The 26,592-nt window shown below is 56.1% G+C and carries 24 protein-coding genes and 1 pseudogene; 6 read left to right on the forward strand and 19 right to left on the reverse strand.

The features are described from left to right. Positions 1–168, forward strand: a pseudogene (locus QZ197_RS00355) (peptidase S41); the annotation flags it as partial. 44 nt (positions 169–212) lie between these two features. Here QZ197_RS00355 and QZ197_RS00360 read toward each other — a convergent pair. From QZ197_RS00360 to QZ197_RS00405, 10 genes are all read right to left on the reverse strand, one after another. Next, the gene (locus QZ197_RS00360) at positions 213–668 is read right to left on the reverse strand and encodes a DUF1203 domain-containing protein (protein WP_296429218.1); all 456 of its coding nucleotides are present in this window, start codon (positions 666–668) and stop codon (positions 213–215) included. 78 nt (positions 669–746) lie between these two features. Then, a complete protein-coding gene (locus QZ197_RS00365) occupies positions 747–3,191 on the reverse strand; it encodes an FAD-dependent oxidoreductase (RefSeq protein ID WP_296429219.1) in 2,445 nt (814 codons plus the stop codon). A 94-nt stretch (positions 3,192–3,285) separates the two neighbouring features. After that, a complete protein-coding gene (locus QZ197_RS00370) occupies positions 3,286–4,230 on the reverse strand; it encodes a helix-turn-helix domain-containing protein (RefSeq protein WP_296429220.1) in 945 nt (314 codons plus the stop codon). Beyond that, positions 4,227–5,105 (reverse strand): homocysteine S-methyltransferase family protein, encoded by an 879-nt coding sequence (locus QZ197_RS00375; RefSeq protein ID WP_296429221.1) that lies wholly within the window; start codon positions 5,103–5,105, stop codon positions 4,227–4,229. Before QZ197_RS00375 ends, QZ197_RS00370 begins: the two co-directional genes overlap by 4 nt. Then, a complete protein-coding gene (locus QZ197_RS00380) occupies positions 5,102–5,542 on the reverse strand; it encodes a pyridoxamine 5'-phosphate oxidase family protein (RefSeq protein WP_296429222.1) in 441 nt (146 codons plus the stop codon). Before QZ197_RS00380 ends, QZ197_RS00375 begins: the two co-directional genes overlap by 4 nt. A 14-nt stretch (positions 5,543–5,556) precedes the next feature. After that, positions 5,557–8,010 (reverse strand): FAD-dependent oxidoreductase, encoded by a 2,454-nt coding sequence (locus tag QZ197_RS00385; protein WP_296429223.1) that lies wholly within the window; start codon positions 8,008–8,010, stop codon positions 5,557–5,559. Positions 8,011–8,021: 11 nt separating this feature from the next. Next, positions 8,022–8,408, reverse strand: coding sequence for a GFA family protein (locus tag QZ197_RS00390; protein ID WP_296429224.1), 387 nt, complete (start codon positions 8,406–8,408; stop codon positions 8,022–8,024). A 9-nt stretch (positions 8,409–8,417) separates the two neighbouring features. Next, complete coding sequence (locus QZ197_RS00395; protein WP_296429225.1) at positions 8,418–8,984, reverse strand: XRE family transcriptional regulator; 567 nt, start codon at positions 8,982–8,984, stop codon at positions 8,418–8,420. A gap of 96 nt (positions 8,985–9,080) precedes the next feature. Then, the gene (locus tag QZ197_RS00400) at positions 9,081–9,539 is read right to left on the reverse strand and encodes a GAF domain-containing protein (protein ID WP_296429226.1); all 459 of its coding nucleotides are present in this window, start codon (positions 9,537–9,539) and stop codon (positions 9,081–9,083) included. Between the two features lie 9 nt (positions 9,540–9,548). Next, positions 9,549–10,604, reverse strand: coding sequence for an alcohol dehydrogenase family protein (locus tag QZ197_RS00405; protein WP_296429227.1), 1,056 nt, complete (start codon positions 10,602–10,604; stop codon positions 9,549–9,551). Between the two features lie 130 nt (positions 10,605–10,734). Between QZ197_RS00405 and QZ197_RS00410 the strand changes: the two genes are divergently transcribed. Then, positions 10,735–12,309 carry a gamma-glutamyltransferase family protein gene (locus tag QZ197_RS00410; protein ID WP_296429228.1) on the forward strand — a complete coding sequence of 525 codons (1,575 nt, stop codon included), beginning with the start codon at positions 10,735–10,737 and terminating at the stop codon, positions 12,307–12,309. 32 nt (positions 12,310–12,341) lie between these two features. On the opposite strand, the gene QZ197_RS00415 is transcribed toward QZ197_RS00410, so the two are convergent. Both QZ197_RS00415 and QZ197_RS00420 read right to left on the reverse strand, forming a co-directional pair. Then, the gene (locus tag QZ197_RS00415; protein ID WP_296429229.1) at positions 12,342–12,734 is read right to left on the reverse strand and encodes a hypothetical protein; all 393 of its coding nucleotides are present in this window, start codon (positions 12,732–12,734) and stop codon (positions 12,342–12,344) included. A 62-nt stretch (positions 12,735–12,796) separates the two neighbouring features. After that, the gene (locus QZ197_RS00420) at positions 12,797–13,327 is read right to left on the reverse strand and encodes an NADPH-dependent FMN reductase (RefSeq protein WP_296429230.1); all 531 of its coding nucleotides are present in this window, start codon (positions 13,325–13,327) and stop codon (positions 12,797–12,799) included. A 118-nt stretch (positions 13,328–13,445) separates the two neighbouring features. On the opposite strand from QZ197_RS00420, the gene QZ197_RS00425 reads away from it, so the two are divergent. Continuing rightward, positions 13,446–15,098 (forward strand): thiamine pyrophosphate-binding protein, encoded by a 1,653-nt coding sequence (locus QZ197_RS00425; protein ID WP_296429231.1) that lies wholly within the window; start codon positions 13,446–13,448, stop codon positions 15,096–15,098. On the opposite strand, the gene bluB is transcribed toward QZ197_RS00425, so the two are convergent. Genes bluB through cobO form a run of 4 tightly spaced genes read right to left on the reverse strand, consistent with a single transcriptional unit; the run spans position 15,095 to position 17,030 of the window. Continuing rightward, positions 15,095–15,718 (reverse strand): 5,6-dimethylbenzimidazole synthase, encoded by a 624-nt coding sequence (bluB, locus tag QZ197_RS00430; RefSeq protein ID WP_296429232.1) that lies wholly within the window; start codon positions 15,716–15,718, stop codon positions 15,095–15,097. The genes QZ197_RS00425 and bluB overlap by 4 nt on opposite strands. Next, positions 15,719–16,078: a Lin0512 family protein gene (locus QZ197_RS00435; RefSeq protein ID WP_296429234.1), complete on the reverse strand. Its 360-nt coding sequence runs from the start codon at positions 16,076–16,078 to the stop codon at positions 15,719–15,721. Further along, positions 16,078–16,422, reverse strand: coding sequence for a Lin0512 family protein (locus tag QZ197_RS00440; protein WP_296429235.1), 345 nt, complete (start codon positions 16,420–16,422; stop codon positions 16,078–16,080). Before QZ197_RS00440 ends, QZ197_RS00435 begins: the two co-directional genes overlap by 1 nt. After that, positions 16,422–17,030, reverse strand: coding sequence for a cob(I)yrinic acid a,c-diamide adenosyltransferase (gene cobO / locus QZ197_RS00445; RefSeq protein WP_296429237.1), 609 nt, complete (start codon positions 17,028–17,030; stop codon positions 16,422–16,424). Before cobO ends, QZ197_RS00440 begins: the two co-directional genes overlap by 1 nt. A gap of 79 nt (positions 17,031–17,109) precedes the next feature. Here cobO and QZ197_RS00450 point away from each other — a divergent pair, with 79 nt between their 5' ends. Continuing rightward, positions 17,110–17,412, forward strand: a complete 303-nt coding sequence (locus QZ197_RS00450) for a hypothetical protein (RefSeq protein ID WP_296429238.1) — start codon at positions 17,110–17,112, stop codon at positions 17,410–17,412. On the opposite strand, the gene cobN is transcribed toward QZ197_RS00450, so the two are convergent. Next, positions 17,409–21,110, reverse strand: coding sequence for a cobaltochelatase subunit CobN (gene cobN / locus QZ197_RS00455; protein ID WP_296429240.1), 3,702 nt, complete (start codon positions 21,108–21,110; stop codon positions 17,409–17,411). The genes QZ197_RS00450 and cobN overlap by 4 nt on opposite strands. Before the next feature lie 47 nt (positions 21,111–21,157). Between cobN and QZ197_RS00460 the strand changes: the two genes are divergently transcribed. Then, positions 21,158–21,322, forward strand: coding sequence for a hypothetical protein (locus QZ197_RS00460; protein ID WP_296429241.1), 165 nt, complete (start codon positions 21,158–21,160; stop codon positions 21,320–21,322). Positions 21,323–21,324: 2 nt separating this feature from the next. Here QZ197_RS00460 and QZ197_RS00465 read toward each other — a convergent pair whose 3' ends face one another. Then, the gene (locus QZ197_RS00465; protein WP_296429243.1) at positions 21,325–21,774 is read right to left on the reverse strand and encodes a GNAT family N-acetyltransferase; all 450 of its coding nucleotides are present in this window, start codon (positions 21,772–21,774) and stop codon (positions 21,325–21,327) included. A gap of 7 nt (positions 21,775–21,781) precedes the next feature. Further along, a complete protein-coding gene (gene cobW, locus QZ197_RS00470; protein ID WP_296429244.1) occupies positions 21,782–22,846 on the reverse strand; it encodes a cobalamin biosynthesis protein CobW in 1,065 nt (354 codons plus the stop codon). Between the two features lie 267 nt (positions 22,847–23,113). On the opposite strand from cobW, the gene smc reads away from it, so the two are divergent. Next, positions 23,114–26,569: a chromosome segregation protein SMC gene (gene smc, locus QZ197_RS00475; protein WP_296429245.1), complete on the forward strand. Its 3,456-nt coding sequence runs from the start codon at positions 23,114–23,116 to the stop codon at positions 26,567–26,569. The last annotated feature ends 23 nt before the right edge of the window (positions 26,570–26,592 follow it).

Consider the following 26,592-nt stretch of genomic DNA (forward strand, 5'->3'; position numbering starts at 1 on the left):
CTCGAGAATGACAGCTTGTCCGAAGATGAAATCCTGCAGATCGAAGAAGATCGCGTGCGCGCCCAAGCGGCCGCAGATTTGCGCGAGGATGACTATCAATTGGCCTATGCGATTGATATTCTCAAGGGTCTGAATGCGCTTGGTCCGACAACCGTTGCTGATCGCTGAACGTAAACTGATGTAAGGTGGGTCTCGACCCACCTTGCATCAGGCTAGTCGCGCGTGATCCTGACCTGCCAGCAATTGTTTTTGGCTGACCTTATATCAACGAATGCTACGTCATCGCGGGCAAGCAGCGATCTTGCATAGCCTTCAATGTCGCTCCGCGGGGTGATCTGGCCCGTGCCATAGATGATCCGTTCATCGGCCGAATACGCCTTGAGCAAATAGTCCGGTGACGCGACAACCTCTGGCAGGGCAGTGCCGGCTGGCGCACAGTGATCCGCGCATAAGAAAACCGGGCCGGTTTCGGCGTAAGCATGGACAGCTTCAAACGGGCGGTACGCCAGCACAAGCATCGGCTTGCCCTGCGCAATCATCCGCAAGCAACAGCGGCACGGTGCGTCACCATCACTGATCTGTTGCTCTGGCGGGTTGCCATAAACATCAGCCATTCCCGCGCGGTATTGATCGGCTGTGGCCGCAGGCATTCCTGTGAAATTGGGCATTCTAGTCTCCTTTTCAGAGACAAGATCTCGCATGCAACTAGATCAAAGCCGACCCGAAACATGCGCCAAACATGCGCGTTAGACCTTCACGCGTTCACTTTTGGGGTCATAAAACGGCTCTAGCTGCGCTTCGGCCTTGACCCACGTACCCATCACGTCGATCTCAAAACTGCTACCTAGCAGATCAGCGACGCTTTCGCCCTTACACGGCACGTAACCCATGCCAATCGCGGCACCAAGGTGATGACCGTAGCCGCCGGATGTCAGAAACCCGACAGTCTTACCATCACGCACAATCGGCTCGTTGTGATAAAGCAGCGGTTCTGGATCGGTCAGCTTGAATTGGACCAACCGTTGCGCCAACCCGTCTTCGCGCTTGCGCAGAACCGCGTCGCGACCAATGAAATCAGGTTTGTCCGTTTTGACGGCAAAGCCCAAACCCGCCTCTAGGACATGATCCTCTGACGTGATGTCATGGCCGAAATGCCGGAAGCCTTTTTCCATCCGCGCGGCATCCATCATATGCATGCCACACAGCTTCGCGCCGATTTCCTGACCTGCGCCGTGCAGAGTTTCAAACACATGTCCCGCCATGTCAGAGGACATGTAGACCTCCCACCCTAACTCGCCCACATAGGTCACGCGGTGCACACGAGCGAGGCCCATGCCGATTTCAATCTCTTGGGCAGTGCCAAATGGATTGATGTCATTGCTGAAATCAGCAGGCGATACCATTTCCAACAGCTTGCGGCTGTTCGGTCCCATGACAGCCAACACACCTTCGCCAGCGGTCACATCTGTGATGACAACATTGAAATCACCCTGATTGCGTTGCATCCAAACTTGATCGGCCTGACGTGTCGCGGCGGGGGTTACGACCAAATAACAGGTTTCAGAGATGCGGGTGACGGTTACGTCCGCTTCGATCCCGGCTTTGCTATTCAAAAACTGCGTGTAGACGATTTTGCCAACAGGCACGTCGTAATCGCCGCCGCCAACATAGTTCATAAAGGCCATTGCATCGCGGCCTTCGACACGGATTTTGCCGAACGACGACATGTCATACATGCCAACATTGGTGCGCACTGCCTCGACCTCACGCGCGACATTGCCAAAGAAGTTCTGACGCTTCCAAGAGTATTCGTATGCGGGTGTCTGGCCTTCGTCGGCAAACCAGTTGGCACGTTCCCAGCCCGCTAATTCACCCATAACAGCGCCTTGGTCTAAAAGCTGTTGATGAAACGGCGTGCGGCGGATACCGCGCGCTGTCGCCTTTTGGCGGAAGGGGTAGTGGTCGGCGTAAAGCAGGCCAAGCGTTTCCTTGGACCGCTCGAACAGATACGTCTTGTTACCCTGAAACGGTTGCATCCGGCTAATATCGACATCGCCCAAATCAAACGGCTTTTCGCCTGCATCCATCCATTGCGACAGCGCCATGCCAGCGCCACCAGCGGATTGGATACCGATCGAGTTAAAGCCAGCAGCGACCCATACGTTGTCCATCTCTGGCGCAAGGCCAAGGTGGTAGGCGTCGTCGGGCGTAAAGCTTTCGGGGCCGTTAAAGAACGTGTGGATGCCCGCTTCGGCGAGCATTGGCATGCGTTCAACAGCGGCCTCCAGAATGGGTTCAAAGTGATCGAAATCCTCTGGCAGTTGGTCAAATTCGAAATCGTCGGGAATTCCCTTCATCGCCCAAGGTTTGGCGTTTGGTTCAAACGCGCCCAGCAGCATTTTTCCTGCATCTTCTTTGTAGTAGGCGCATTCATCTGGCACGCGCAGAACCGGCATTTGGGTCAAGCCTTTGATCGCTTCGGTCACAATGTAAAAGTGTTCGCAGGCGTGTAGCGGCACATTCACGCCCGCCATGCGGCCAACCTCGTGGCCCCACATGCCCGCACAGTTCACGATCATGTCGCAGGTCATTGTGCCAGCCTCGCCGCCTGCTTCCCACTCTACGGACTGTACGCGGCGGCCGGACTTATTGATCTTGGTGACCTTCGTCCGCTCAGCGACAACAGCGCCATTCATGCGCGCACCTTTGGCCAGCGCGAGTGCGATATTCGCCGGATCACCCTGACCGTCCAGCGGCAGGTAAACACCAGCTTTGACGCCTTCGATGTTTAGATGCTCGTAACGGGCTTTGACTTCGTCGGGTGTAATTTCTTCGACGCCGACACCAAATGCGCGGGCCATACCCGCTTGGCGAAAAATCTCTTCTTTGCGCTCTTCAGTGAGGGCGACAGTGATTGATCCCACACGCTTAAACCCGGTCGCGACCCCTGTTTCTTGTTCCAGACTGCCATAAAGTTCCTGGCTGTATTTCGCGAGTTTGGTCATGTTTGCCGTCGCACGCAGTTGCGCGATCAGGCCTGCCGCATGCCATGTGGTGCCTGACGTCAGCTGCTTGCGTTCCAGCAACACGACATCTTTCCAGCCAAGTTTGGCCAAGTGGTAAGCAACGGAACAACCGATAACACCACCGCCAATAATGACAACGCGTGCGTGATGAGGAAGTGTGGCCATGACGGGAGAGTCCTTTAAGCGAGTACTAAGCGTAATATGCCAGAAGCGTTGCTAATATAGTGCGTAAAATGCGTCACTTTTGGCGCAAAAAGTACTATTTTGGACGACCTTTCTTGCGGGCAGCATTTGGCGTCATGCCAAAGGCTTGGCGGTAGATTGTGGTAAAGCCGCTCGGAAATCCACAGGCCAATCCGATTTCGTTAATCCGCATATCGGTATTGAGCAGGAGATTGTTCGCCTTGTTCAAGCGCAGCCCGCGATAATAGCCGTTTGGCGTGGTATTCATCATCCCGTTGAATTTACGCTCTAGCGAACGTTTGGAAAGCTGCGCTTGGGCGGCAATTTCGCTGATGGGCAGCGGGAACTCCAGATTATCTTGCATCAATGCAACGGCCGCATCTAACCCCGGATCACCTGTCACGGTCACAGCCTGCCCCGAAAAAGGCTGAAGGGTATTGAAATGCCGGATACGCTCGTGCAGCAAAATAGCGGTCACCGTTGTCATGGTGCTGGCAGAAGCGTGCTGGCTGGCAATCGCAAGGACAATATCGAACGTTGCCCCCATACCCGCGCAAGTGATGATTGCTCCGCGATCAACGGCAAGCGTGGCTTTGGTATCAAATAGGCCCAAACGCTCCATCAATACGGTCCGGTTTTCCCAATGGGTTGTATGTCCATCAAGGGCATTTTCGTGCTCGGAAATATAGCGCGCCGCAGCCTCTGACAGCAGTACAACACGGGCCTGCCTGCTTGTGTAATTCCCAATTGCGCTGCCAAGCGATAATGCCGGAAGGGCCGGATCGGCATTACCTAAAACAAACAGGTAATCTGCATCTGGACGAAGCGGCAAGGGCGTCGTTTCAACGTGAACGGCGCTGCTTGCGCTAATCATCCCCCCATGTGCCGACCGCACGGACCACGTGAAAACCGGGGTGGTGTTGATCCGGTTGGCAAGGCGTAGAACTTCGACAATTCCTGCGAATTCGGTGAGGATAAAATCCTCAGCGACGTAGATGTCAAAGTTCCAGACTGTTTTCATGGCGCTACAATGCGGTGTCCAGCAGAGGTGATCGTTTCGGCCATTCTAGCAATATGTGCGGGGCCAACTTCACAGCACCCACCAACGATGGTTGCACCTTGGTCGATCCACTTCATCGCAAACGCGGCATATGCATCCGGACCAAGGTCTTGGCGTGCACTCAGCGCATCAACAGTTGGTTTGTCTTCCAGAAACGCGTCAGTAATCTTGGTAAAGCCATTCGCATAGGCGCCAAACGGCAAGTTCCCCTTTGCCAGCACATCCATCGACGCGGTTATCGCCTCGGGCAATGCGCAATTTATCAAGATCGCAGTGGCCTTTTGTGCAATTGGCAACACGTCCGTCAACAACTCGCCGGATCGCAGGCGCGTGCCATCGACGTCATCGACCGTCAGCGATAGCCAAACTGGTTTGCCTGTCGCCGTCGCCGCATCAAGGACGGCTTTGGCGTGGTCGATGGAGGCCACAGTTTCACACAGGATCAAGTCGACATGCGGTGCAATGATCGATGCAATTTCGGCATAAAGAGGCAGTGCGGTTTCATAGGGCGGGTGAATGTCGGGCCGGAAAGACGCAATCAAGGGACCGATGGACCCTGCAAGAACGCCCATGCCTTCGGCCTCTTTCAAAGCGGCCATATGCAGTTCCAAGAACTGACCTTCGAGGCCAGTACCTTCCAACCGGTCGTGATGAATTGTGTAAGTGTTGGTCGTGTGGACGGTCGCGCCCGCTTTGCGGTAATCAGCATGTACAGAAGCCACCATGCCGGGGTGATCAATCATCACTTGTGTGGACCACAGCGGTGTTGGGCTATCGCCTGCACGGCGAACCAATTCTTGGCCCATGCTGCCGTCTAAAAGGATGATATCAGTCATGGGTAGATCGCTCCGAATTTGGCTTTGTAGGTCGCGATCATCTCGGCCTCGGTTGCGCCGTCGTCGTAGGGCGGTGTCCAGATTTCGCTGGCCGAATGGATGTTAATCTCGACAAAGGATTGGATGCGTTTAGCCAAACCGCCAAATACATCAAGCCAAATCGGATGTTGGGCTTTGAACCAGTCCGACCCTTTGGGGTGCAAAACGGAGGTTCCTGCAACGCGGACTGCTTTGCGTTTGAAAGGATCGATAAAGTTTACCTCGACAGCGGGGTTCGCCATCAGATTGCGGCGCGTACCCGGTGAGCGGATATCGCTATACGCAATCCGGTGATCGTCCAGCACTAAGAAGGTCCCTTTGGGCGACACTGCAGGCGCACCATCCGAAGTCACCGACGCCACGAACCCCAAGGGGAACGCAGCGATCAGGTCTTTCATCGGTGCCGTTAGCATCACGCACGGATGCGTTCGTTTGTTGGATCCCAAAGCGGTTGTTCCTCTTGCACCGTTGCGGGATAGCGTATCCCGTAGATATCAATCGCAACTTTGGTGCCGGGCACAGCAAGATCTGCGCGCAGCATGCCCAATGCGATGGATTTATCAACGCGGTAGCCCCATCCGCCGGATGTGGTTTCGCCCGCAACTGTGTCACCTGCCCAGATCGTTGACATATAAGGTGCGTCCGAAGGGCCATGTTCGTCCAGTGTCAGTGTAACAAAACGCTTGGCCACACCTGCCTGCTTTTCAGATAGCAATGCGGCCTTGCCCGGGAAGTCCTGCGGTTTGTCGAGCTTGATAAACCGCTCTAGTCCGCCTTCAAGCATGGAATAATCCGTGCTCAGATCGCCTTTCCAAGCGCGGTAGCCCTTTTCAATGCGCAGCGCGTTTAGGGCAAACATACCAAACGGCACAGCCCCTGCACCAAGGACCGCATCATAAAGCGCAGGCATATTGGCATTGGCCGCATGAATTTCCCAACCCAGTTCGCCTGCAAAGCTGACACGGGCCAAGGCGCAATCAACGCCTGCAACTTTTGCTGGTTGATGGCTAAGCCAACCAGTTGAAAGGTCCGCCTCAGTTCCAAGTGCTTCAAACAGGTCGCGCGACTTAGGGCCAGTCACAATTAGAGTTGAATACTCTGTGGTGTGGTCAGTCAGCGTCAGCCCCACTGGCAGCGCGTCATTCAGCACTTCAAAATCATGCCATTGCGCAGAGGCGGCTGTGATCAGCGTAAAGAAGTCGTCAGCATGCCGCATCACGGACATCTCTGTCAGAATACGCCCACGGTCGTCTGCGAAATAAGCCAGGTTCATGCGGCCAATTTTCGGCAAAGCGCCAGTGATCCGGCCACGCAAGAATTCAGCGGCGCCATCGCCAGACAGATTGAAACGTGAAAAGCCGGGCAGGTCCAAAACGCCGACACCATCGCGGACAGCTTCGCACTCTTCTTTGACGCGTGGTTGCCATGGCCCTGCGCGATCCCAAGTCTCTGTCGCTTCAAGTGAGGTGTCATCGCCGTGTTTTGCAAACCAGTTTGCACGTTCCCAACCGTTATAAGCACCCATCTGACCGCCGAGTTCGCGGACTTTGGCGTGAACAGGTGACAGTTTTTTGTCACGTCCTGCGGGCCATGCTTTGTGCGGGAAATGCATGCCGTATTCGTGGCCGTAGGTTTCCAACGCCTTTGACAGGCAATGGTCATGATCGGTGTAGTCGGTATAGCGGCGTGGATCGACAGCCCACATGTCCCACTCGGTTTGGCCGTCCACGATCCACTCGGCTGCGACTTTGCCCGCGCCACCGCCTTGGGTGATGCCAAAGGTAAAGACGCACGCCTCGAACGCGTTTTTCACACCGGGCATCGGGCCAACCAGGGGCAGGCCGTCAGGCGCATAAGGGATCGGGCCGTTGATAATTCGGCCAACGCCAGCAGTGCCAAGGATAGGCACACGTGCCATCGCATCCTCAATATACCACTCCAACCGTTCCAGGTCGTCAGGGTAAAGCTGAAAGCTGAAATCATCCGGCTGGGGGTCGTCGGGAGTGACCCAATGGGCCTTGCAGTTCCGCTCGTAGGGGCCAAGGTTCAGGCCGTTTTTGTCTTGCCGCAGGTAATAGGACGAATCTACATCGCGCAGCAGTGGAACTTTGCTGCCGTTCTTGTCCGTCCACGCCTTCAGTTCTGGAATCTCATCGGTCAGGAAATACTGGTGTGACATCGTAACCATCGGCACGGTGCGCCCACCATATGGTTTAAACCACTCGCCCACGCGCTGGGCGCAATAGCCTGCAGCATTCACAACCTTTTCGCAGTCAATATCACCCTTTTCGGTATGCACTGTCCACGTACCGTTCGGATGCTGGGTCACACCCGTCGCGCCGCAGAAACGTTCGATCTTGGCACCCATTTGGCGCGCACCTTTGGCAAGCGCTTGTGTCAACTGAGCGGGATCAATATCGCCGTCATCGGGGTCGTAGAGCGTACCTTCTAGGTCGTGGGTTTCAAGGAACGGATACATTTCCTGCGCTTCGTCCGGCGTCATCATTTTCAGGTTCAGGCCCTGATAATTCGCCATGCTCATCGCGCGAGAAAATTCTTGGACACGTTCTTTGGAATGCGCCAGCCGGATCGATCCGGTGACGTGATAGTTCATTGGATAATCGACCTCTTCTGCCAACCCTTTGTAAAGGCCAAGCGAATAACGCTGCATGTTCATTATGGCCCAAGAGGTGCTGAATGACGGGCAGTTTCCGGCGGCATGCCACGTCGATCCGGCGGTCAATTCGTTCTTTTCTAGCAGAACGCAATCGGTCCAGCCCTTTTTGGCGAGGTGATAGAGGGTTGATACCCCCACAACACCGCCACCAATAATCACAACCCGTGCAGTCTTTGGGAAATCAGCCATGTCTTCGCCTTCTAGTCTGGGATGTGCGGGGCATCATCCGGAATGGTGTAATAATCGCCGCAATCGGCGGTATAGATATGCTTACCAGCCCGCATCTGCGTCGGCAGGTCAAGGCAACCTGCGGCAATGGCTATGTGATTTGCGCCATTCGGCTGATAAAAAAGGCTTGATCCGCAAAGTTTGCAGAATCCACGTCTGCTGGTTGGGGATGACCGATACCACGCCAACCCGATGTCTTTGGTGAATATCACATCCGAAAAATCGGCGCGGGTTGCAGCCCAGTAATGCCCGCTGGTGCGGCGGCATTGGCTGCAATGGCAAAAGGTGACTGTATCGCGGATGTGTGCCACCTCAAAAGCGACCGCTGCGCATTCGCATCGTCCCTGTATGGTTTGCATGAATTCGCCTTAGTAAACCGGGGGCGAAATAACCCAGATAATTTCACAAGGTTCATCGTAGGGGTTCGCCCATTGAAATTGCTGCCCGCGCAAGCGAAAGCTATCGCCGGCCGCAAGAACAAACTTATCGCCATCAACGCTGATGTGGAAGCGACCTTTAGTGAGATAGCAAACCTCTTGGGTTGGGCGCGTCAGCGGTTCGGTAAGCCGTGAGTGTGGGGCGAAAGTCGAAATTAGAACTTCGAAATCATCTGTCAGGTCGGGCGACAAAAGTTCCTCGAACATACCGTCAGTACGACTCCCGATTGGGCGGCGCTTACCGGCGCGCACGACTGTGCCCTCTTCACCGTCCTGCGCGATGGGACGCAAAAAGCTGGTCAACGACACGTCCAACACTGTGGCTATGCGTCCGAGATCATTGATGCTGGGTTGAGACTTGTTACGTTCTACTTGGCTGAGCCATCCGACAGAGCGGCCCAATGCGCCAGCAAGCTGTACCAGCGTCATTTTGCGGGATTTGCGCAATGACCTGATATCCACCCCAAGTGATGGCACGATGCGGATGCTATCGGGCATAATTAACCCGTGAATAATTTATTGCACATTTCATAAATACCAACCTTTTCATATACTAATCCATCAATAAAATCCGTGGCTTCCATTGTTGACACCTTACGGTTGTCTTTCAAAGACGTTTTCCAAAATAATCCCAAGACGGTCTGCATCTTCTTGCGTAAAGATATCGGGCTGATCGCTGTCGATATCAAAAACTGCAATCAAATTACCGTCCGAATTGAACACGGGCAAGACCAGCTCCGATTGGGTGCTGCTTGCGCAAGCGATATGGCCAGTGAACGCATTGACGTCAGGCACCAGCTGCACTTTTTGCGTGCGCGCCGCTGCGCCGCAAACCCCGCGTTCAAATGGAATGACAAGGCAGCCATGCCCGCCTTGGTATGGTCCGATCTTTAACGTTTCCGGCGCGGTCACGCGGTAAAATCCGGTCCAGTCAAAACGGCTATCTGCGTGATGCACTTCGCAAGCGACGGTTGCCATCAGGGCCACCTGATCATCTTCGCCCTCAGTCAGGGCGGTAATCGACTTGGCTAGGTCATCGTAGTTTACGTGCATCTTGGATCCTTATTCTGGGGTGCCGACAGTCAGTACGATTTTACCTGTATAGGCTTTATCTGCGAATGCGGATTGCGCTTTCGCAATGTCGCGCAGGGGAAACTGTGCTGCCACAAGTGGCACAACATCGCCGTTCTCTATTCGTTTGACCAGATTGCCAAACACTTCGGGTTCAAGTGCTGTGCATCCAAAAAACTGCAGGTCTTTGAGGTAAAGCGTGCGTACATCCAATTCAACGACTGGACCGCCAACAGCCCCCGCGACTGCATAGCGTCCCTTTGGGCGCAGCAGATCCAGCAAGCTTGGGAATTTATCGCCTGCGACCAGATCTATCACGACGTCGACGCTGCTATGACCCAGCAAGGCCACATAATCGGCTGTGCGATCAACAATTGTCTTCGCGCCGATGTCGCGCAACGACAGGGCCTTGGCGGGACTAGTCACCGCAATAACATGTGCGCCGCGCGCTTTGGCAAGCTGCACCGCCGCTGACCCCACCCCGCCCGAAGCACCGGTGATCAAGACAGTTTCACCCGATTGTAACGCCGTCCGCGCCAGCATGTTTTCAGCGGTAGAATAGGAACAGGGAAACGACGCAAGCGCCACATCACTTAAAGGACTGTTCACCGCGTAGGCATGCCGCGCGGCCACGACACAGAACTGTGCAAACCCTCCATCGCATTCAGAGCCCAGAAACCAGGGCTGATCGCGCATTTCCCCACCCGCTTCGACCAGACAAGGCTCTACGATCACGCGCTCGCCGATGCGCGCGACATCAACCCCTGCGCCTACCGCTACGATCCGTCCGCAAACATCGATCCCTTGGATGCGCGGGAACTGCAACGCCTCACCAGCCCAACTTGCATCGTCTGCGTCATTGTCCCCTTTGGAATACCAGCCAACGCGCGTGTTGATATCCGTGTTGTTCACGCCAGCGGCAGCGACTGCTATCAAAACTTCGCCAGTTTTCGGGGCAGGTCGTGGCAGATCGTCACGCCAGATCAGGCACTCCGGGCCTCCATGTCCTGTCAGGGCCACGCCATACATCGTTGCATCATCCGTCATCAGAACTGTCCCACTTGTTTGCATGTCACGCTACGCCTGCGTTCGCACAAGGAAAAGCCCCGACCGCAGATTGGCATTGCACCCGCGCATAAGCAGCTTAAGTTCTGGCTTCAAATAAGAGGAATGGATCATGCGCGACTTTCACCAACCCGGACGCTCGGCTGTTTATGCAACCAACGGCATGTGCGCCACATCGCACCCTTTGGCCGCCAAAGTGGCCGTGCAAATGATGGAAGCGGGCGGTAACGCCATGGACGCCGCCATTGCAGGCGCGGTGTTGTTGGGCTTTTGCGAACCACAAATGACCGGGCTTGGCGGCGATTGCTTTGTGTTGATGACACCGCCTGGTGAAGACCGCGTTGTTGCATTGAACGGATCAGGCCGTGCGCCTGCGGGCATTGATGCAGATAAACTGCGCGCCAAGGGCGACGCGATCGCGCTTTTCTCTGCCGATGCGGTATCCGTACCGGGGGCCGTTGACGCGTTTTGCCAGTTGTCCAAAGACTGGGGCAACTTGGGGCTAAAGGCCGTGCTCGCGCCGTCTATTCATTACGCTGAAAACGGTATCCCTGTTGCGGAACGTGTGGCCTCTGACTGGGTCGGCGGTATGGGCAACTTGTCTGGCGTCGCGCGTGATATGTTCTTGCTGGACGGTAAGGCCCCTCAGCCGGGACAAATGTTTACCGCACCCAAACAGGCCGAAGTCTTGCGACGCATCGCCATGGAAGGGCGCGCAGGTTTTTACGAAGGCGAGGTTGCCGAAGACATGGTCGCCAGCCTGAACGCCTTGGGTGGCACACATACCTTGGACGATTTCGCGAACACGGCTTGCGAATACACTGCACCGATCACAGGTAATTACGCTGGACTTGATCTGTTCGAGCATCCACCAAACGGGCAAGGTGCCACTGCGATCTTGTTGCTGAATATGCTCAAGCACTTCGACATCGCGGGCATGGACCCGTGGGGATCAGAGCGTGCGCATATCGAGGCAGAAGCAACCAAACTTGCCTATGACGTACGCAACAAATTCATGGCCGATCCCGACTATATGGATAGGCTAGACTACATGACTTCGCCTGAAACTGCCGAAAAGTTCGCTGCTATGATTGACCCCAAGCGCGTGCTGCCTGCTGGTTTTTCCGGAGTAGAGGCGACACATAAAGATACGATTTACATCACCGTGGTCGACAAAGACCGCATGTGTGTTTCATTAATTTTTTCGATCTTCAAAGACTTCGGGTCAGGCATCGCATCCGACAAGTTCGGTGTGCTTTTCCAAAACCGGGGCGCAGGTTTCACCCTCGAGAAAGGTCACCCGAACGAGGTAGGACCGGGCAAGCGCCCGATGCACACGATCATTCCAGCGATCCTTAAGAAGGATAACAAAGTTTACATGCCATTCGGGGTGATGGGCGGGCAGTACCAGTCTACGGGTCACGCGCGCTTTGTGACCAACGTCACTGATTTCGGACTTTCACCGCAGGCCGCAATCAACGGCCCGCGCTGCTTTGCCGAACTGAATAAACTAAACGTCGAGGACGGCTATAGCGACACCGTAAAAGCAGAGCTTTCGGCGATTGGTCACGATGTGCAAAAACCCGTAACAGCCATTGGCGGCGCGCAGGCAATCTTGTTGCATGAAAATGGCGTGCTTGAAGGCGGCAGTGATCCACGCAAAGACGGGTGCGCATTAGGATACTAAAAAGTAGGGCGGGGGTTTCCCCGCCCGACCGTTCAGCCCGCGCGCAATGACCGTAAAAACAGCCCGATCCCGCCAACGAGCAAAACAAGAATAACGATCAAATCAAACGCGCTCATCCGTGCAAGTTGCAGCGTCATATTTGCGATTACACCAAAGATCAGCGCGACCATTGATCCACCGGCAAGCAGCCAGCCAATCCAGTTCTTGGAACTGTAAAAGATCATCCCGACGCCGAACATAAACGGAATGAGCACCATGCCCGACGTGATCGGCACGCCACCAATGCCGAACACCCGCGATCCAAAGCCGAAATTGGGCCGCACGATGATCCCGTTCAGCAGCATATAGCCGCCACCGATCATCATAATCAGACCGATGAGGAACGTTCCCGTTCCGCCGTTGCTGCCGCCTGCGCCTCGTGCCATGAAAGTCTCCGCTTTGTGGGTCCTGGTTTTTGTATCCCAGTCATTCAAGCTTTGCTAGCTGATCAAATCCGTGCCTTCAATGCGTCCATCAACGCGGTCAGGTTCTTAATGTAAACCTCGCCGGTCAGTTTGCCGTTATCGTCGAATTCATTGCTGGAATTCGCCAACATGATCTCTGGTCCTTGTAAGATGTCGGGACGAAACGCCGTCATCGCATGGCGCAACGAATACTGTGACCGCTCACCGCCTGCACGCCCCGCAGCGGCGGACATGATGGCGACCGGTTTCCCGCTCCATGGTGCGCCTTTGGTACGGCTGACCCAATCCAACGCGTTCTTGAGCGACCCTGACAGTGCTTTGTTGTATTCGGGCGTTGCGATGATCACCGCGTCCGCAGCCGCGATCTGATCGGCCAGCGTCTGCACTGATGCGGGAACGCCTTCGGCGGCCTCTAGGTCACCATTATAGAGCGGCAAATTGATGTCGCCTTCGATGAATGTATCCGCGTTGAAAATCGCGGCCGCATTGCGCATCAAAAGTGTATTTGTGGACGCCTTGCGCAGCGATCCAGAGATACCAAGTAGGGTGGTCATTGTGGGCTCCTGTCCATTGTTACCTGTCCAACTAGAGCCCAATCAGAAATTAGCCATAGCAACGGTTGCACAGGCGCTGTGCGTGTCCCATTCTAGATCCACAAAGCGGGAGGTGGCGATGATCCGACACGGTGGAAAAATACTTAGCGACCAGTTGTTAAAGCTTGGCGTGCGTCGTGTCTTTTCGGTGCCCGGCGAAAGCTTTCTAGCGGCCCTTGATGGGCTTTATGACAGCGGTATTCCCAACATCGTGTGCCGCCAAGAAGGCGGTGCCGCGATGATGGCCGAAGCTTACGGCAAAATGACTGGCAAGCCCGGAGTCTGTTTTGTCACGCGCGGTCCGGGTGCTGCAAACGCGTCGGCGGGCATTCATATTGCGATGCAAGATAGCACGCCAATGGTGCTATTTGTGGGCCAGATCGACAACCGCCACACTGATCGCGAAACCTTTCAAGAAGTTGACTATAAAGCCATGTTTGGCGGGTTGGCCAAATGGGTCGCCCAAGTGAACGACACTGACCGTTTGCCCGAATACATCGGGCGCGCCTTTGCTGTGGCGATGTCGGGCAGACCCGGACCGGTGGTTCTTGCGTTGCCGGAAAACATGCTAAGTGCTGCAGCCGATGTGCCTGATCTGCGCTTGACCAAGCGTCTGAAAACAGTGCTGAGCGCTGACACACTGCAAGCCATCATGCATGCTTTGGCTGAGTCTGAACGCCCGTTGATTGTGGCTGGCGGCCCGCATTGGAACGCTGAGGCGCGCACCGATTTGCAAGCTTTCGCCGAACGGCAGCAAGTGCCAGTAGCCCTAGGCTTTCGCAGGCAAGACTACATGGACAATCACCACGCCAATTATGCCGGAGATCTGAACGTCGGCATCAATCCAAGACTGGCCGCGCGCGTGCGTGATGCGGATTTCTTGCTGCTTCTCGGCACGCGATTGGGTGACATTGAAACCCAAGGTTACACGCTGATCGACCCTGCTGATCCGCAAAAAACGATCATTCATATCCATGCCGACGCCGATGAAATCGGGCGGGTTTATACTCCTGATATCGGCATATCCGCCACAGCGCCCGCCGCATTGCGGCAACTGGCAAATGCCAGCCCCGCCGGTGATTGGTTCACGTGGACTGCCGCCGCCCGCAACGATTACGAAGCATGGCTGGCCCCACAGGAAAGCCCCGGCGCGCTTAAGCAAGAAGACGTCATCAAATGGCTGTCTGACAATTTGCCGGATGATGCGGTTTTGACTAACGGGGCAGGCAACTATGCAGCATGGTTGCATCGATATTTCGTGTACAAACAACACGGAACCCAGCTTGCGCCGACGTCCGGTTCGATGGGCTACGGGTTTCCCGCTGCGATCTCTGCATCGTTGGAATACCCTGACCGCACAGTCGTTTGCTTGGCAGGTGACGGCTGTTTCCAGATGACCTGCAACGAGATGTCGACCGCCGTGCAACACGGGGCCAAGCCCATCGTGATCGTGATGAACAATGGCCGCTATGGCACCATTCGCATGCATCAGGAAAAACACTATCCGGGCCGTGTTTCAGGGACCGCCTTGACCAATCCCGACTTTGCCGCACTTGCGCGTGCCTACGGCGGGCATGGCGAAGTTGTCGAAACCTCTGCCGATTTTCCGGCGGCATTCAAACGTGCCAAGGCTGCGGGCACAATCGCGATCATAGAATGCAAAGTGGATGAAGAAGCGCTGTCAACGGGGGCGACCCTTAGCGCCGTGCGCGCGGCGGCAATGAAAAGTTAAACTTCTTGCCAGATAGTCTGGGTATTCTCTTGCCAATCACTGCGATGCAGTAGGGGGGTATCATCGCTTTGCGCGGCTTTGCCGATGCAAAGATAGCCCGTTAAACGCCAATCTTCGGGGACATCCAGCGTCTTTGCGATGGCTTCAGGATCAAGGATCGAAACCCACCCAAGCCCAAGATTTTCAGCGCGTGCTGCCAACCAAAGCGTATGGATTGCCGCGACTGTCGAATAGCTGAGCATTTCTGGCATCGTTTGCCGCCCCAACCCATGACCTGCCTTTGGCTTGGCTTTGGTAAACACAGCAAGGTGCACAGGTGCGACGCGCAAACCTGCGAGCTTTAGCTTGTTGTAACTCGCTCGCTTAGCGTCGGCATAAATCGCAGCTGCTTTGGTGTTCTCCGCTTCAAAATTCGCAATCACAGCCTCACGCAAGGCAGGCGTCGTGATTTGCAAAACGCGCCAAGGTCGCGCGTTTCCGACGGACGGGGCCAGATCCATCGCTTCGCGCAAACGCTCTAGGACGTCGGGTGCAACGGGATCGGGCAGAAAGTGACGCACATCGCGACGCCAACGCAAAACATCGCGCAAAGCGTCTCGATGGTTTTGCGTCAACTCCATTTAGGTCTGCGCCCATTTCCCCACTTGGCTGGGCAGAAACGCCTCAACCGATGCGGTGGCCACGACGGCCGTATCACCCGTTTCATCATTGGGAATATTCAGCCCGCCTTGGACGACATTCACCGTCGCACGGCCACGCGGTAGACCGGATTTCAACGCCTCGGCGTCGATCTTGTCCGGTTCTTGCACGGCCACTGTGACCTCCACGCGCATTTCGGTGTGCGACAAGTCGATGCTTTGAAAGATGGGCAGGGTAGAATGGCGGATCGCATCTTCGATCGCGCGGCGGGCGGCCTTTTGATAGTCCATCCCGTGCAGATCGTTGCCCATGCCCATTTCGATAATCACGCGTTGGTCCATTATGTGCGCTCCATCTCGAATGATACGTTAATCGCTACATTGGCGATTACGGTCGGTTTGCCGTCAGGACGCGGCACATCAAGGCCGCCGTGATGGACGGTGATGGTGGGCTGACCATAAGGGAAAATATCCATCAAACTTGCGGTATCGACCTGATCAGGTTGCTGCACGCCGACTTGGACGTCGATCAGCATCGCCTCTTTGGGAAAACCAAACAGCTCTGCCATATTGATTGAGTTATGCCAAAGCGCATCTTGCAAACCACGCCGTGCGGCTTGGGTATAGTCTTGGCGGCGCAGGCTGGTGCCCATGCCGAATTCAGTAAGAACGCGGTGCTTGGCCATTAAAATTCAACCCCGATTTGCGCTTTGATGCCGGACCGGAACGGGTGTTTGATCAGTTCCATTTCGGTCACCAGATCGGCTAGTTCAATCAGGTCTTCATGCGCGTTGCGCCCTGTTAGAACGACGTGGGTCATTTCTGGCTTATGGTCACGCAAGAACTCCACGACTTCGGCAGCACTGACGTAATCATAGCGGATTGCGATGTTGATTTCGTCCAGCAGCACCATGTGGTTGGTTTCATCAAGGATTAACTCCTTGGCCTTGCCCCATGCGGCTTGGGCCATTTCGATATCGCGGGACTTGTCTTGGGTTTCCCAGGTAAAGCCTTCGCCCATCGTGTGAAACGCGCAAGTATCCGTGAATTTTGCAAGGATCAGATCACGCTCGCCGGTAGACATCCCGCCTTTGATAAACTGCACGACAGCGCATTTCATGTCATGCGCGATGCAGCGAAAAATCATCCCGAAAGCGGCCGAGGATTTACCTTTGCCTTTGCCCGTATGGACGATCACCAGACCTTTCTTGTCGGTCTTGGTCGCCATGATCTTGTCACGCGCGGCTTTCTTTTTGGCCATCTTCATCGCGTGGCGGTCTGTATCTTCGGTCATGGTATCCTCCGGTCATGCATAAAGGTTTTGTTAACCTCAAACGGGCACAACTGAACGCTAACGAAAATGGGGTAGTGCGATGCGATATCAGTTGGCTGGGACCATACTTGTGGCAGCGTCATTGGCTGCATGCAATACCGCATCGCCGGGGTTTATGGGGGCGGATGTGCAAACAGTGACTGTTGATGGCAGCACATTTGATGTCCGCCGCAAAGGTGATCGCGTCGAGTTAATCCGCACTAACCGCGAGGCGGTTTTTTCTTTGCGCAGCATTGTTCCGCGCGCGGCTGAGGCAGTTGTCGCGGCAACAGGCTGCGCCCCAAAAGACGGAACTTGGACTGGTGATCAAGCCGTCATGCGGGTGCGGGTGGACTGCCCCTAGGTCAGTAATCCGGCAATCCGCGCACGGGCCGAATTGGATTTGGGCTGCCAGAGATTGCGATCAATCGCTTCTTGCAGGCGCTGGGCGATCTCTTTGAGGGCAGGCGCATTTGCATCGGCGATAAACGCGCGGGTATCGTCGTCTTTGATGAATGCTTCTTCAACCAAATCGAAATGGTGGTTGCGCACGGCACCTGTCGTAGCCGCAAAGGCAAAGAGATAGTCCACTGTTGCGGCAATTTCGAAGGCGCCTTTGTAGCCGTGCCTTTTAACGCCATCGATCCACTTTGGGTTCACTACGCGCGAGCGGACAACCCGTCCGATTTCATCATCCAAAGTGCGGATCACCGGTCGTTCGGGGCGTGAATGGTCGTTGTGATAGATGGGCCTGTCTTGACCTTGCAGTGTGCTGATCGCCGCCGCAGCACCGCCTTCAAATTGGTAGTAGTCGTCGCTGTCTAGAATGTCGTGTTCGCGGTTATCTTGGTTTTGCACGATGGCTTCGGTTTGCGAAAGGCGTGCCTCAAAAGCGTTGCGGGCTTTGTGGCCTTGCGCGCCTTTGCCGTAGGCGTAGCTGCCCCATTCCAGATAGGCCTCTGCAAAGTCGGATTTATCCGCCCAGATGCGTTCGTCAATTAATGCCTGCAGGCCTGCGCCGTAAGCACCGGGTTTGGAACCAAAGACGCGGGTTTGGTCTTCGCCTGCCTGGGTACGTGCCGCGGCAGGGTTTAGATCGGCGGGCTCGTCAAGGTCTTGGACTGCGCGGGATGCTGAATCGACTAGGGCAATCAACTGTGGGAATGCGTCACGGAAAAAGCCCGAGATGCGCAAGGTGACATCAACTCGAGGCCGTCCAAGAACCGATTGCGGCAAGATTTCAAATCCAGTGACACGCCGGTTGGCGCTGTCCCATGTTGGTTTGACGCCCATCAGCGCGAGTGCCTGCGCGATGTCATCGCCGCCCGTGCGCATGTTGGCGGTCCCCCATGCTGTGATCAGCATGCTGCGCGGCCAGTCACCATGGTCTTGAAGGTGCTTTTCGATCAATAGGTTCGCCGATTTCCATCCTAGCGCCCAAGCCGTTGGGGTCGGGACCGCGCGGCTGTCGACCGAGAAAAAGTTGCGGCCAGTTGGCAACACGTCCAAACGCCCACGAGTTGGTGCACCTGATGGGCCGGGATGGACGAACTTTCCGGCCAATCCAGTCAGCAAGGCGGTCCCTTCGGCAGAGCCACAAGTTTGGATTGTCGGCAAGATACGTTCGGCGATCTCTGCTGCAACCAGCGCGCTTTGCGGACCTATTGCAGGTGTTTCCCCGCTCACGATCCGCTGGCTGAGCGCTTCGAGTTTTTCAACGGTGTCGCCATTGCTGCGCCAATGGGTTTCATCCAGCAATGCATCCGGTTTTTCTGGTGCAGGTGCCGCGAGATCGCAATCAAGCGGGTCGATTGAAAGGCCAAGGTCTTTCGCCAAAGCACGCAACAAAGAGGCGTCTCGGCCTTTGCCTGCACCGCGTGGCACGCGCGCCAGAGCAATCGCCAGATCGCGTTCTTGTTCACCTGTCGGGGACTGCCCGAAAATGTGCAGACCGTCGCGGATTTGCGCTTCTTTGAGCTCGCAAAGATACGCATCAAGTTTGCCCAGATCACCGTCGCTATCGCCCGTGAAGCCGGCGTCTTTGCCAAGGCCCGTCACATCCGAAAGCGACAAAATCTCTTTGCGTAAATGCGCGATGCGGCGTGGATCGACGCCTGCTGCCTCGTAATACTCATCAACCAATGCCTCGAGATCGCGAAGCGGTCCGTAGCTTTCGGCGCGTGTTAGCGGCGGGGTGAGGTGGTCGATTATCACCGCGGATGCGCGCCGTTTGGCCTGCGTGCCTTCGCCGGGATCGTTCACGATGAAGGGGTAAAGATGTGGTGTGGGGCCAAAGACGGCCTCGGGCCAGCAGGTTTCTGACAATGCCACCGCTTTACCCGGTAACCATTCAAGGTTGCCGTGTTTGCCCATATGCACGATCGCGTCGGCACCCCAGTGGTGCCGCAGCCAGAAATAGAATGCCAGATAGTTGTGGGGCGGGACCAGATCGGGGGAATGGTAGGTTTCGGTTGGATCAACATTGTAGCCACGTGCAGGCTGTAGCCCGACGACCGCATTGCCGAAACGGTGGATGCTCAAGGCGAAACCTGTCCGTGGGGTGTCTGTCGGAGCCTCCGGCGGAGGTATTTTTGAACAGAAGAAGACGTCGTCTTCGGGTGCGCCCCAGCGCGATGTGATTTGTTCTTTGACGTCCCAAGGCAGTGCGTCGAAGTGCTGTTTGTAGGCGTCTAAAGCGAAAAATTCGCCGCCCTCTTTTTCGGCGCGATCGGTGAGCCAGTTTGTTGGACCTGCCATCATTTGCGCCATCAAGGTGGCACTGTCGACTGGGGGTGTCACCGCATGGCCGCTGGATTTCAGCAAGTTGAGAACATGTACCGTTGCTGCAGGGGTGTCGAGGCCGACACCATTGGCCAGCCGCCCGTCTTTGTTGGGGTAGTTGGCAAGGATCAGGGCCGTCTTTTTGTCAGCAGCGGCAGTGTTGCGTAGATTAGCCCAGCCTTTGACCAACTGCGTCACAAAATCAACGCGGTCGCCGCGTGCTTGATATGTGGCGATGGGGCATTCGGTGGCTTCGTCAAAGAACGCTTCGCCTTTGAAGCTGACTGCACGGGACAGGATGCGCCCGTCGACCTCTGGCAAGGCCACATTCATGGCGATATCGCGCGCGGTCAGGCCGTGTAATCCATCGGCCCATGATGCTTCTGATGCGCCTGAAAGGATGACTTGAAAGATGGGGGCGTCGTTGCTGAGCAGCGGATTGGTTGGGCTGTCGTCGCCATCATGTGGGCTGCCCACTGCGAATGCGGTGCAGTTGAGGATTACATCGGGCGGTGCGGACGCGAAGATTTGATCAAGTGTGGCGGTGCTGACAGGGTCTTTGAGGCTGGCCACGAAAATCGGCAAAGGGTTCAGGCCTGCGCGTGATAGACTGCGCACCATGCGGTTGATGGGGTTAAGACCGCCGCCTTGGACCAGTGCGCGGTAGAAAACGATTGGCACGATTGGTGCGCCATCCGTCCAGCCCGCTTTGGCCGCGGACAGATCAGCGATGCCTGCGCCGGGCCAATAGACGCCTGCACGTAACAACGGGCTTGGTGCGCTTGGCTTTTCGCCACCATCAAGCATGGCCTTCGCGTAGGCCAGCATATTAGCGCTATTCTGCGGGCCGCCTTCGACCAGATAAGACCACAGCGTGTCGTAGTCTTCGCCGCTGACGGTCGAGAGTTCGCGCAGTTCTTGATCGGGTTTGTCGTCGCCGGGCAATGCCGCAAAGGGGATGCCAGCCTCGCGCAAACGCGCTGCATATTGGACCAGTCCATATTTCCAATAGCCCGCGCCGCCCAATATGCGGGCAATCACCAACCGTGATTTTGTGGCGCAATCATCCAGATGCAGATCAACCGACATCGGGTGGATCAAATGCATCATGTTTGCCAAGCGCAGGCTGGGTGGGGCCGTCATTTCTGATCGCGCCTCTGACAATGCTGCCAACTCGGTATCGGCCGCCGAGATAATCACAACATCGGCGGGGGTTTGCCCCAGATCGACCGGTTCGGTGCCGTCAGAAATCGCACCGGGTGTTGCGGCTAGCAGGTGCATTGGCGAAACCCTCGTGCTAAAGAGCGGCCAAACATAAGGTTACGACCATGGATTATAAAGCTACAGGAGCGGCGACATTGGGTAAGAATGCACCGAGACATAACGAACACAATGCCCACGGCAGCACCAAAAAACCATTTGGTCAGCGCCCCAGCAAAGAAGAATTGTTGGCGCGGATGAAAGCGGCGGCTGAGGCCAAAAAGGAAGAGTAAGTTCACAGCTTCTTTTCCATGAAAAGAGAGCTGTTTGCTTCTGCGTAGTCGCCAAAGACACCGCAGTCTTCAAATCCAAATCTGCGATAAAGCCTATGGGCTGCATGCAGTACATTGCCTGTTTCAAGCTTGATCACGGTCAAACCATCTGCGCGCGCTTGATCTTCGATCTGGCGCAGGATGGCGTCGGCGACACCTTTGCCGCGGGCGTTCTCTGCGACGAACATTGATTTCACTTCACCGTAGCCGTTATTGATCTTCAGCGCGCCAGTGCCGCAAAGGTCCTTGCCGATCCTTGCGGCAAAGAAATGAATGCTGGGGTCAACCAGATCAGCGATGTCGAGATAGAAGTTATCCTCCGGCGCAAACTGGCTTTCCATCAAAGCATGACTTTGCTTTAGCAGCGCCGTGGCCTGCGGGTGGTGAGGATCTGTTTTCTCGACGATGATCATCTTGCAATTAGGCTTGCAGGGCGGCGGTGATTGCGGCGTGATCCAGTCCGGCTTCGCCGATCACAACGAGCCGCGTTGTGCGCGGCGCATCGCCAAAGGGCTGGTCGAAATAGGTGTCAACGCGTGGGCCCACGGCCTGTAGGGTCAAACGCATCGGCTTGCCTTCGATTGCGACAAATCCTTTGAGCCGCAGAATGTTGTTGGCGCGGATCACGTCTGCGACTTGCGCGGCGAAGGCCGCCGCATCCGCGATTTCGCCGCGATTGACGATGAAGCTCTCGAACTCGTCATGACCATGCTCGTGGGCGTGATCATGGTGATCGTCTTCGTCGTCATCATGGTGATGGTGGTGATGCACCTCGTGGCGGGCCTCAAGATCGCTTTCGGCACCGATGCCTTGGCCCAGTAAAATATCAATAGGCAGCGCACCCATAGAGGTTTTGACGACTTGTACGCCAGCGCGCGATTCCGATTTAAGACGGGTGGTCAACGCGTCAGCCTCTGCCGGATCAAGTAGGTCGATTTTATTCACAACGATCATATCGGCGCAGGCGATCTGGTCCTCGAACAACTCTGACAATGGCGTCTCGTGGTCCAGATTTTCGTCCTGCGCGCGCTGGGCGTCGACCGCCGCAACGTTATGCGCAAACTGCCCATCATGAACGGCGCGGCCATCCACAACGGTCACAACACCGTCGACAGTCACTTTGGTCGAAATGCCTGGCCAGTTGAACGCGCGCACAAGTGGTTGCGGGAGGGCCAAACCGGATGTTTCGATCACAATGTGATCTGGTTTTGGGTCGCGCGCCAGCAAGGCTTCCATCGTAGGAATGAAATCATCGGCAACGGTGCAGCAAATGCAGCCGTTGGACAGCTCGACGATATCGTCTTCTGTGCAAACCTCTGCGCCGCAACCCTTCAGGATATCCCCGTCCACGCCCAGATCGCCGAATTCGTTGATGATCAGCGCGATCTTCTTGCCCTGTGCGTTTTGTAGCATGTGGCGGATCAGCGTCGTTTTACCAGCGCCAAGAAAGCCGGTGACAACGGTAGCGGGGATTTTAGCGGCCATGAAGAGTGTCCAGTTCAAAAAGGTTAGAATCGTGGGATAAGCAGGTTTGCGCAGAGACCTATTCAATCAAGCGCCCAGCTTCAATAACCCGTCATGCTGCAGTCGCCGCAGCGTCCAGCGGCAATTCCCCGCACGAAACCGCCCTAAACCGCAATATCTTGTGGATAACTAGCCCAATTCCGCCACATACGGGGGCTGCCCGTTGACAGCTACCGTGACGCAGGGCGATGCTTTTGAACCTTTAGGAATCACTTGGGACAATTGTAGGTGCGCTTTAGCAAACTGCGACTGAACGGCTTCAAAAGCTTTGTGGACCCCACCGATCTGATCATCACCGATGGTTTGACGGGCGTTGTGGGCCCAAACGGCTGTGGAAAATCCAATCTGCTAGAGGCGCTGCGCTGGGTCATGGGCGAAAACCGTCCGACGGCAATGCGCGGCGGCGGCATGGAGGACGTGATTTTTGCCGGAACGGCCACGCGGCCTGCGCGCAACTTTGCCGAAGTGTCACTGGTCATCGACAATGGTGAGCGGCTCGCCCCTGCCGCGTTCAACGACAATGATAACCTTGAGATCACGCGCCGGATCACGCGTGATGCGGGGTCTGCCTTTAAAGTAGGGACCAAGGACGTCCGTGCCCGCGACGTCCAGATGTTGTTCGCCGATGCATCAACCGGTGCGCATTCACCTGCGCTGGTCCGGCAAGGCCAGATTTCTGAATTGATCAACGCAAAGCCAAAATCGCGCCGCCGGATTTTGGAAGAAGCTGCGGGAATTTCAGGTCTGTATCAACGCCGCCATGAGGCCGAGTTGAAGCTGAAGGGTGCGGAATCAAACCTCACGCGCGTTGATGATGTGATTGAGCAATTGGCAGCGCAACTGGCGCAGTTGGCGAGGCAGGCAAAGCAAGCAGCACGCTACCGTGAAATCGGTGAAAAGCTACGCAAGGCCGAAGGATTGCTGTTGTTTCGCCGCTGGAAAGAGGCGGACGAGGCTTTGTTGGCTGCTGCTAACCAGTTACGCGAACGCACGACAGCGGCTGGTGCGGCCGAAAAGGCGGCCCGTGAAGCCGCCAAAGCGCGGGCTGTGGCTGAGGACGCATTGCCAGCTTTGCGCGAGGAAGAAGCGATTGCTGCCGCTGTCTTGCAGCGTCTGCAGGTCCAGCGCGATACGTTGAAAGATCAAGAAATTCGCGCCCGCGAGATGATTGAAACATTGCGCGCTCGCATTGATCAACTGACCCGCGATATGGACCGTGAAAGTGGTTTGAACAAAGACGCGCACGAAACAATTGAGCGTCTAGAATGGGAAGCCCGCGAAATCGGGAAAGCCGGCGCAGGCCATGACGGCCGACTGGAAGAGGCCCAAGTTGGCGCACGTGAAGCTGCTGGCGTTTTGCAACAACGCGAAGCGGATTTGGCACAACTAACAGAAGACGTCGCCCGACTGGCCGCGCGCCACCAATCTGCGCAGCGTTTGCTTGAAGATAACCGTACGACAATGACGAAAAGTGAAGCAGAAGCTGTGCGCGCTAAGGCTGCGATGGCTGATGCTGCTGCAGCGCTTGCCAAAGCCGAAGCTGATTTTGTAACGGCAGGTGAGGCTGAAACAGCGGCCGTCGCCGCTGCCGAGGCCGCAGATGCGGCACTGATTGCGGCAGAAACGAAACGCGCCGATACCCAGTCACGCGAAAGCGATGCCCGCGCTTTGCGGTCGGCTGCCGAAGGCGAAGCCAATGCGCTGCGTGCCGAAGTGTCTGCCTTGGCTAAACTGGTTGAACGCGACACGGCCGAAGGCGGGCAGGTTCTTGATCTGCTGCGTGTGCAGGGTGGTTATGAAAAGGCGCTAGGTGCTGCGTTGGCCGATGATCTGCGCGCGCCAGCTGTTGACGCAAGTGCGAAATCAGGCTGGGCGATGCTGCCCGGATATAAAGCTGCGCAAACCTTGCCCGAAGGGGTGAAGGCGTTAACAAACTACGTGACAGTGCCGGAAGTGTTGGCGCGCCGGATGAGCCAAGTTGGCCTTGTGGATGCCGAGGACGGCCCGCGCCTTCAAGCTGACCTTAAGCCCGGACAGCGGCTTGTCTCTGTTGACGGTGATTTGTGGCGTTGGGACGGGTTCCGTGCGGGTGCCGAAGATGCGCCCTCTGCAGCGGCATTGCGGTTGCAGCAGCTGAACCGCTTGACCGAACTCAAGCGTGACTTGGAAGAGATTTCAGCGACGGCCCAAGGTGCTGCTCAAGCGCACGAGACGCTGACTGCGATGCTCAAAACGCAATCCGAAGCGGATCATGCCGCCCGTCAGGCCCGCCGGAATGCCGATGGTGCAGTGGCAGATGCCAACCGTGCGGCGAGCCGCGCAGAGGCAGATCGTAACCTTTCGGAAGGCAAATTGGAAAGCTTTGGCTTGGCGGTGAAACGCCATGAGGAAGAAGCGTTGGGTGCACGCCGCGCTTTGGTTGAGGCTGAAAAAGCGGTTGCGGCGCTGGGCGATCTTGGGACGGCCCGTGCCGCTGTTGAAGATGTAAAAATGACCGTAGAGGCCGCGCGCATCACGATGATGTCGCGAAGGTCAGCGCATGATGAAGTGCGCCGCGAAGGCGAAGCACGGCTAAAGCGTAGCCAAGAAATCACGAAAGAAGTCAGCGGCTGGAAGCACCGCCTTGAGACGGCCAGCAAGCGCACCGCTGAATTGGCCGAACGCAAAGATGCTTCGCAGGCCGAACTGACAGAGGCGTCAGCCGCGCCAGAGGAAATTGCCGCCAAGCGCGCCGAACTCGCAGATGCAATTGACGAGGCTGAAATCAGACGACAGGCATCGTCCGATAAACTAGTGGTGGCGGATACTGCTTTGCGTGATGCAGGGCATTTAGAACGTGACGCAGAGCGGCTTGCCTCGGAAGCACGCGAAGCCCGTGCGCGGTCGGAGGCGCGTGCAGATGCTGCTCGCGAAACTGTCGCTTATGCGGCAGAACGGATCATTGAAGCGCAAGAGGTAGCCCCTGAAAAACTGCTCGAGACGCTTGATATAGACGCTAGTCAAATGCCTGCCTCTGATATCGTTGAAGGGCAAGTCAACGCGCTGAAGCGGCAGCGCGACAGTCTGGGTGCCGTGAATTTACGTGCCGAAGAAGATGCCAAAGACGTGCAGGTCGAGCACGATGGATTGGTATCCGAAAAGATCGATCTTGAGGCGGCGATTGCTGCTTTGCGCTCTGGTATTGCTGGTTTGAACAAAGAAGGCCGTGAGCGGCTTTTGACTGCGTTTGAGCAGGTAAACGATAACTTTGGCCTGCTGTTTACACATTTGTTCGGTGGTGGTGAGGCCAAGCTGGTCTTGGTCGAATCCGATGACCCGCTGGAAGCCGGACTTGAGATTATGTGCCAGCCGCCAGGTAAAAAGCTCAGCACGCTTTCGCTCTTGTCTGGTGGTGAGCAGACACTGACCGCCATGGCGCTGATCTTTGCGGTGTTCTTGGCAAACCCCGCGCCGATCTGTGTGTTGGACGAGGTTGACGCACCTTTGGACGACGCCAACGTCACCCGCTTTTGTGATCTGCTGGACGAAATGACCCGCCGGACTGAAACGCGGTTCCTGATCATCACGCACCATGCCGTCACCATGAGCCGTATGGACCGGCTGTTTGGTGTCACGATGGGCGAACAGGGCGTGTCGCAGTTGGTGTCGGTTGATCTGAAACGTGCGGCGGCGATGGTGGCCTAGGGCCGGAGCCTCCGGCGGGGATA

The sequence above is a fragment of the Yoonia sp. genome (assembly GCF_017854415.1).
Lineage (GTDB): Bacteria > Pseudomonadota > Alphaproteobacteria > Rhodobacterales > Rhodobacteraceae > Yoonia.

Coding starts and splice junctions, on each gene's coding strand:
- cobW (WP_296429244.1), bottom strand. CDS start 22,846: ATGGCCGCTAAAATCCCCGCTACCGTTGTCACCGGCTTTCTTGGCGCT.
- QZ197_RS00420 (WP_296429230.1), bottom strand. CDS start 13,327: ATGACCACCCTACTTGGTATCTCTGGATCGCTGCGCAAGGCGTCCACA.
- QZ197_RS00365 (WP_296429219.1), bottom strand. CDS start 3,191: ATGGCCACACTTCCTCATCACGCACGCGTTGTCATTATTGGCGGTGGT.
- QZ197_RS00370 (WP_296429220.1), bottom strand. CDS start 4,230: ATGAAAACAGTCTGGAACTTTGACATCTACGTCGCTGAGGATTTTATC.
- QZ197_RS00405 (WP_296429227.1), bottom strand. CDS start 10,604: ATGACGGATGATGCAACGATGTATGGCGTGGCCCTGACAGGACATGGA.
- QZ197_RS00415 (WP_296429229.1), bottom strand. CDS start 12,734: ATGGCACGAGGCGCAGGCGGCAGCAACGGCGGAACGGGAACGTTCCTC.
- QZ197_RS00400 (WP_296429226.1), bottom strand. CDS start 9,539: ATGCACGTAAACTACGATGACCTAGCCAAGTCGATTACCGCCCTGACT.
- QZ197_RS00465 (WP_296429243.1), bottom strand. CDS start 21,774: ATGATCATCGTCGAGAAAACAGATCCTCACCACCCGCAGGCCACGGCG.
- QZ197_RS00390 (WP_296429224.1), bottom strand. CDS start 8,408: ATGCAAACCATACAGGGACGATGCGAATGCGCAGCGGTCGCTTTTGAG.
- QZ197_RS00425 (WP_296429231.1), top strand. CDS start 13,446: ATGATCCGACACGGTGGAAAAATACTTAGCGACCAGTTGTTAAAGCTT.
- cobO (WP_296429237.1), bottom strand. CDS start 17,030: ATGACCGAAGATACAGACCGCCACGCGATGAAGATGGCCAAAAAGAAA.
- QZ197_RS00385 (WP_296429223.1), bottom strand. CDS start 8,010: ATGGCTGATTTCCCAAAGACTGCACGGGTTGTGATTATTGGTGGCGGT.
- QZ197_RS00360 (WP_296429218.1), bottom strand. CDS start 668: ATGCCCAATTTCACAGGAATGCCTGCGGCCACAGCCGATCAATACCGC.
- QZ197_RS00375 (WP_296429221.1), bottom strand. CDS start 5,105: ATGACTGATATCATCCTTTTAGACGGCAGCATGGGCCAAGAATTGGTT.
- QZ197_RS00460 (WP_296429241.1), top strand. CDS start 21,158: ATGGATTATAAAGCTACAGGAGCGGCGACATTGGGTAAGAATGCACCG.
- QZ197_RS00440 (WP_296429235.1), bottom strand. CDS start 16,422: ATGGCCAAGCACCGCGTTCTTACTGAATTCGGCATGGGCACCAGCCTG.
- QZ197_RS00395 (WP_296429225.1), bottom strand. CDS start 8,984: ATGCCCGATAGCATCCGCATCGTGCCATCACTTGGGGTGGATATCAGG.
- cobN (WP_296429240.1), bottom strand. CDS start 21,110: ATGCACCTGCTAGCCGCAACACCCGGTGCGATTTCTGACGGCACCGAA.
- QZ197_RS00435 (WP_296429234.1), bottom strand. CDS start 16,078: ATGGACCAACGCGTGATTATCGAAATGGGCATGGGCAACGATCTGCAC.
- QZ197_RS00450 (WP_296429238.1), top strand. CDS start 17,110: ATGCGATATCAGTTGGCTGGGACCATACTTGTGGCAGCGTCATTGGCT.
- QZ197_RS00380 (WP_296429222.1), bottom strand. CDS start 5,542: ATGAAAGACCTGATCGCTGCGTTCCCCTTGGGGTTCGTGGCGTCGGTG.
- QZ197_RS00410 (WP_296429228.1), top strand. CDS start 10,735: ATGCGCGACTTTCACCAACCCGGACGCTCGGCTGTTTATGCAACCAAC.
- bluB (WP_296429232.1), bottom strand. CDS start 15,718: ATGGAGTTGACGCAAAACCATCGAGACGCTTTGCGCGATGTTTTGCGT.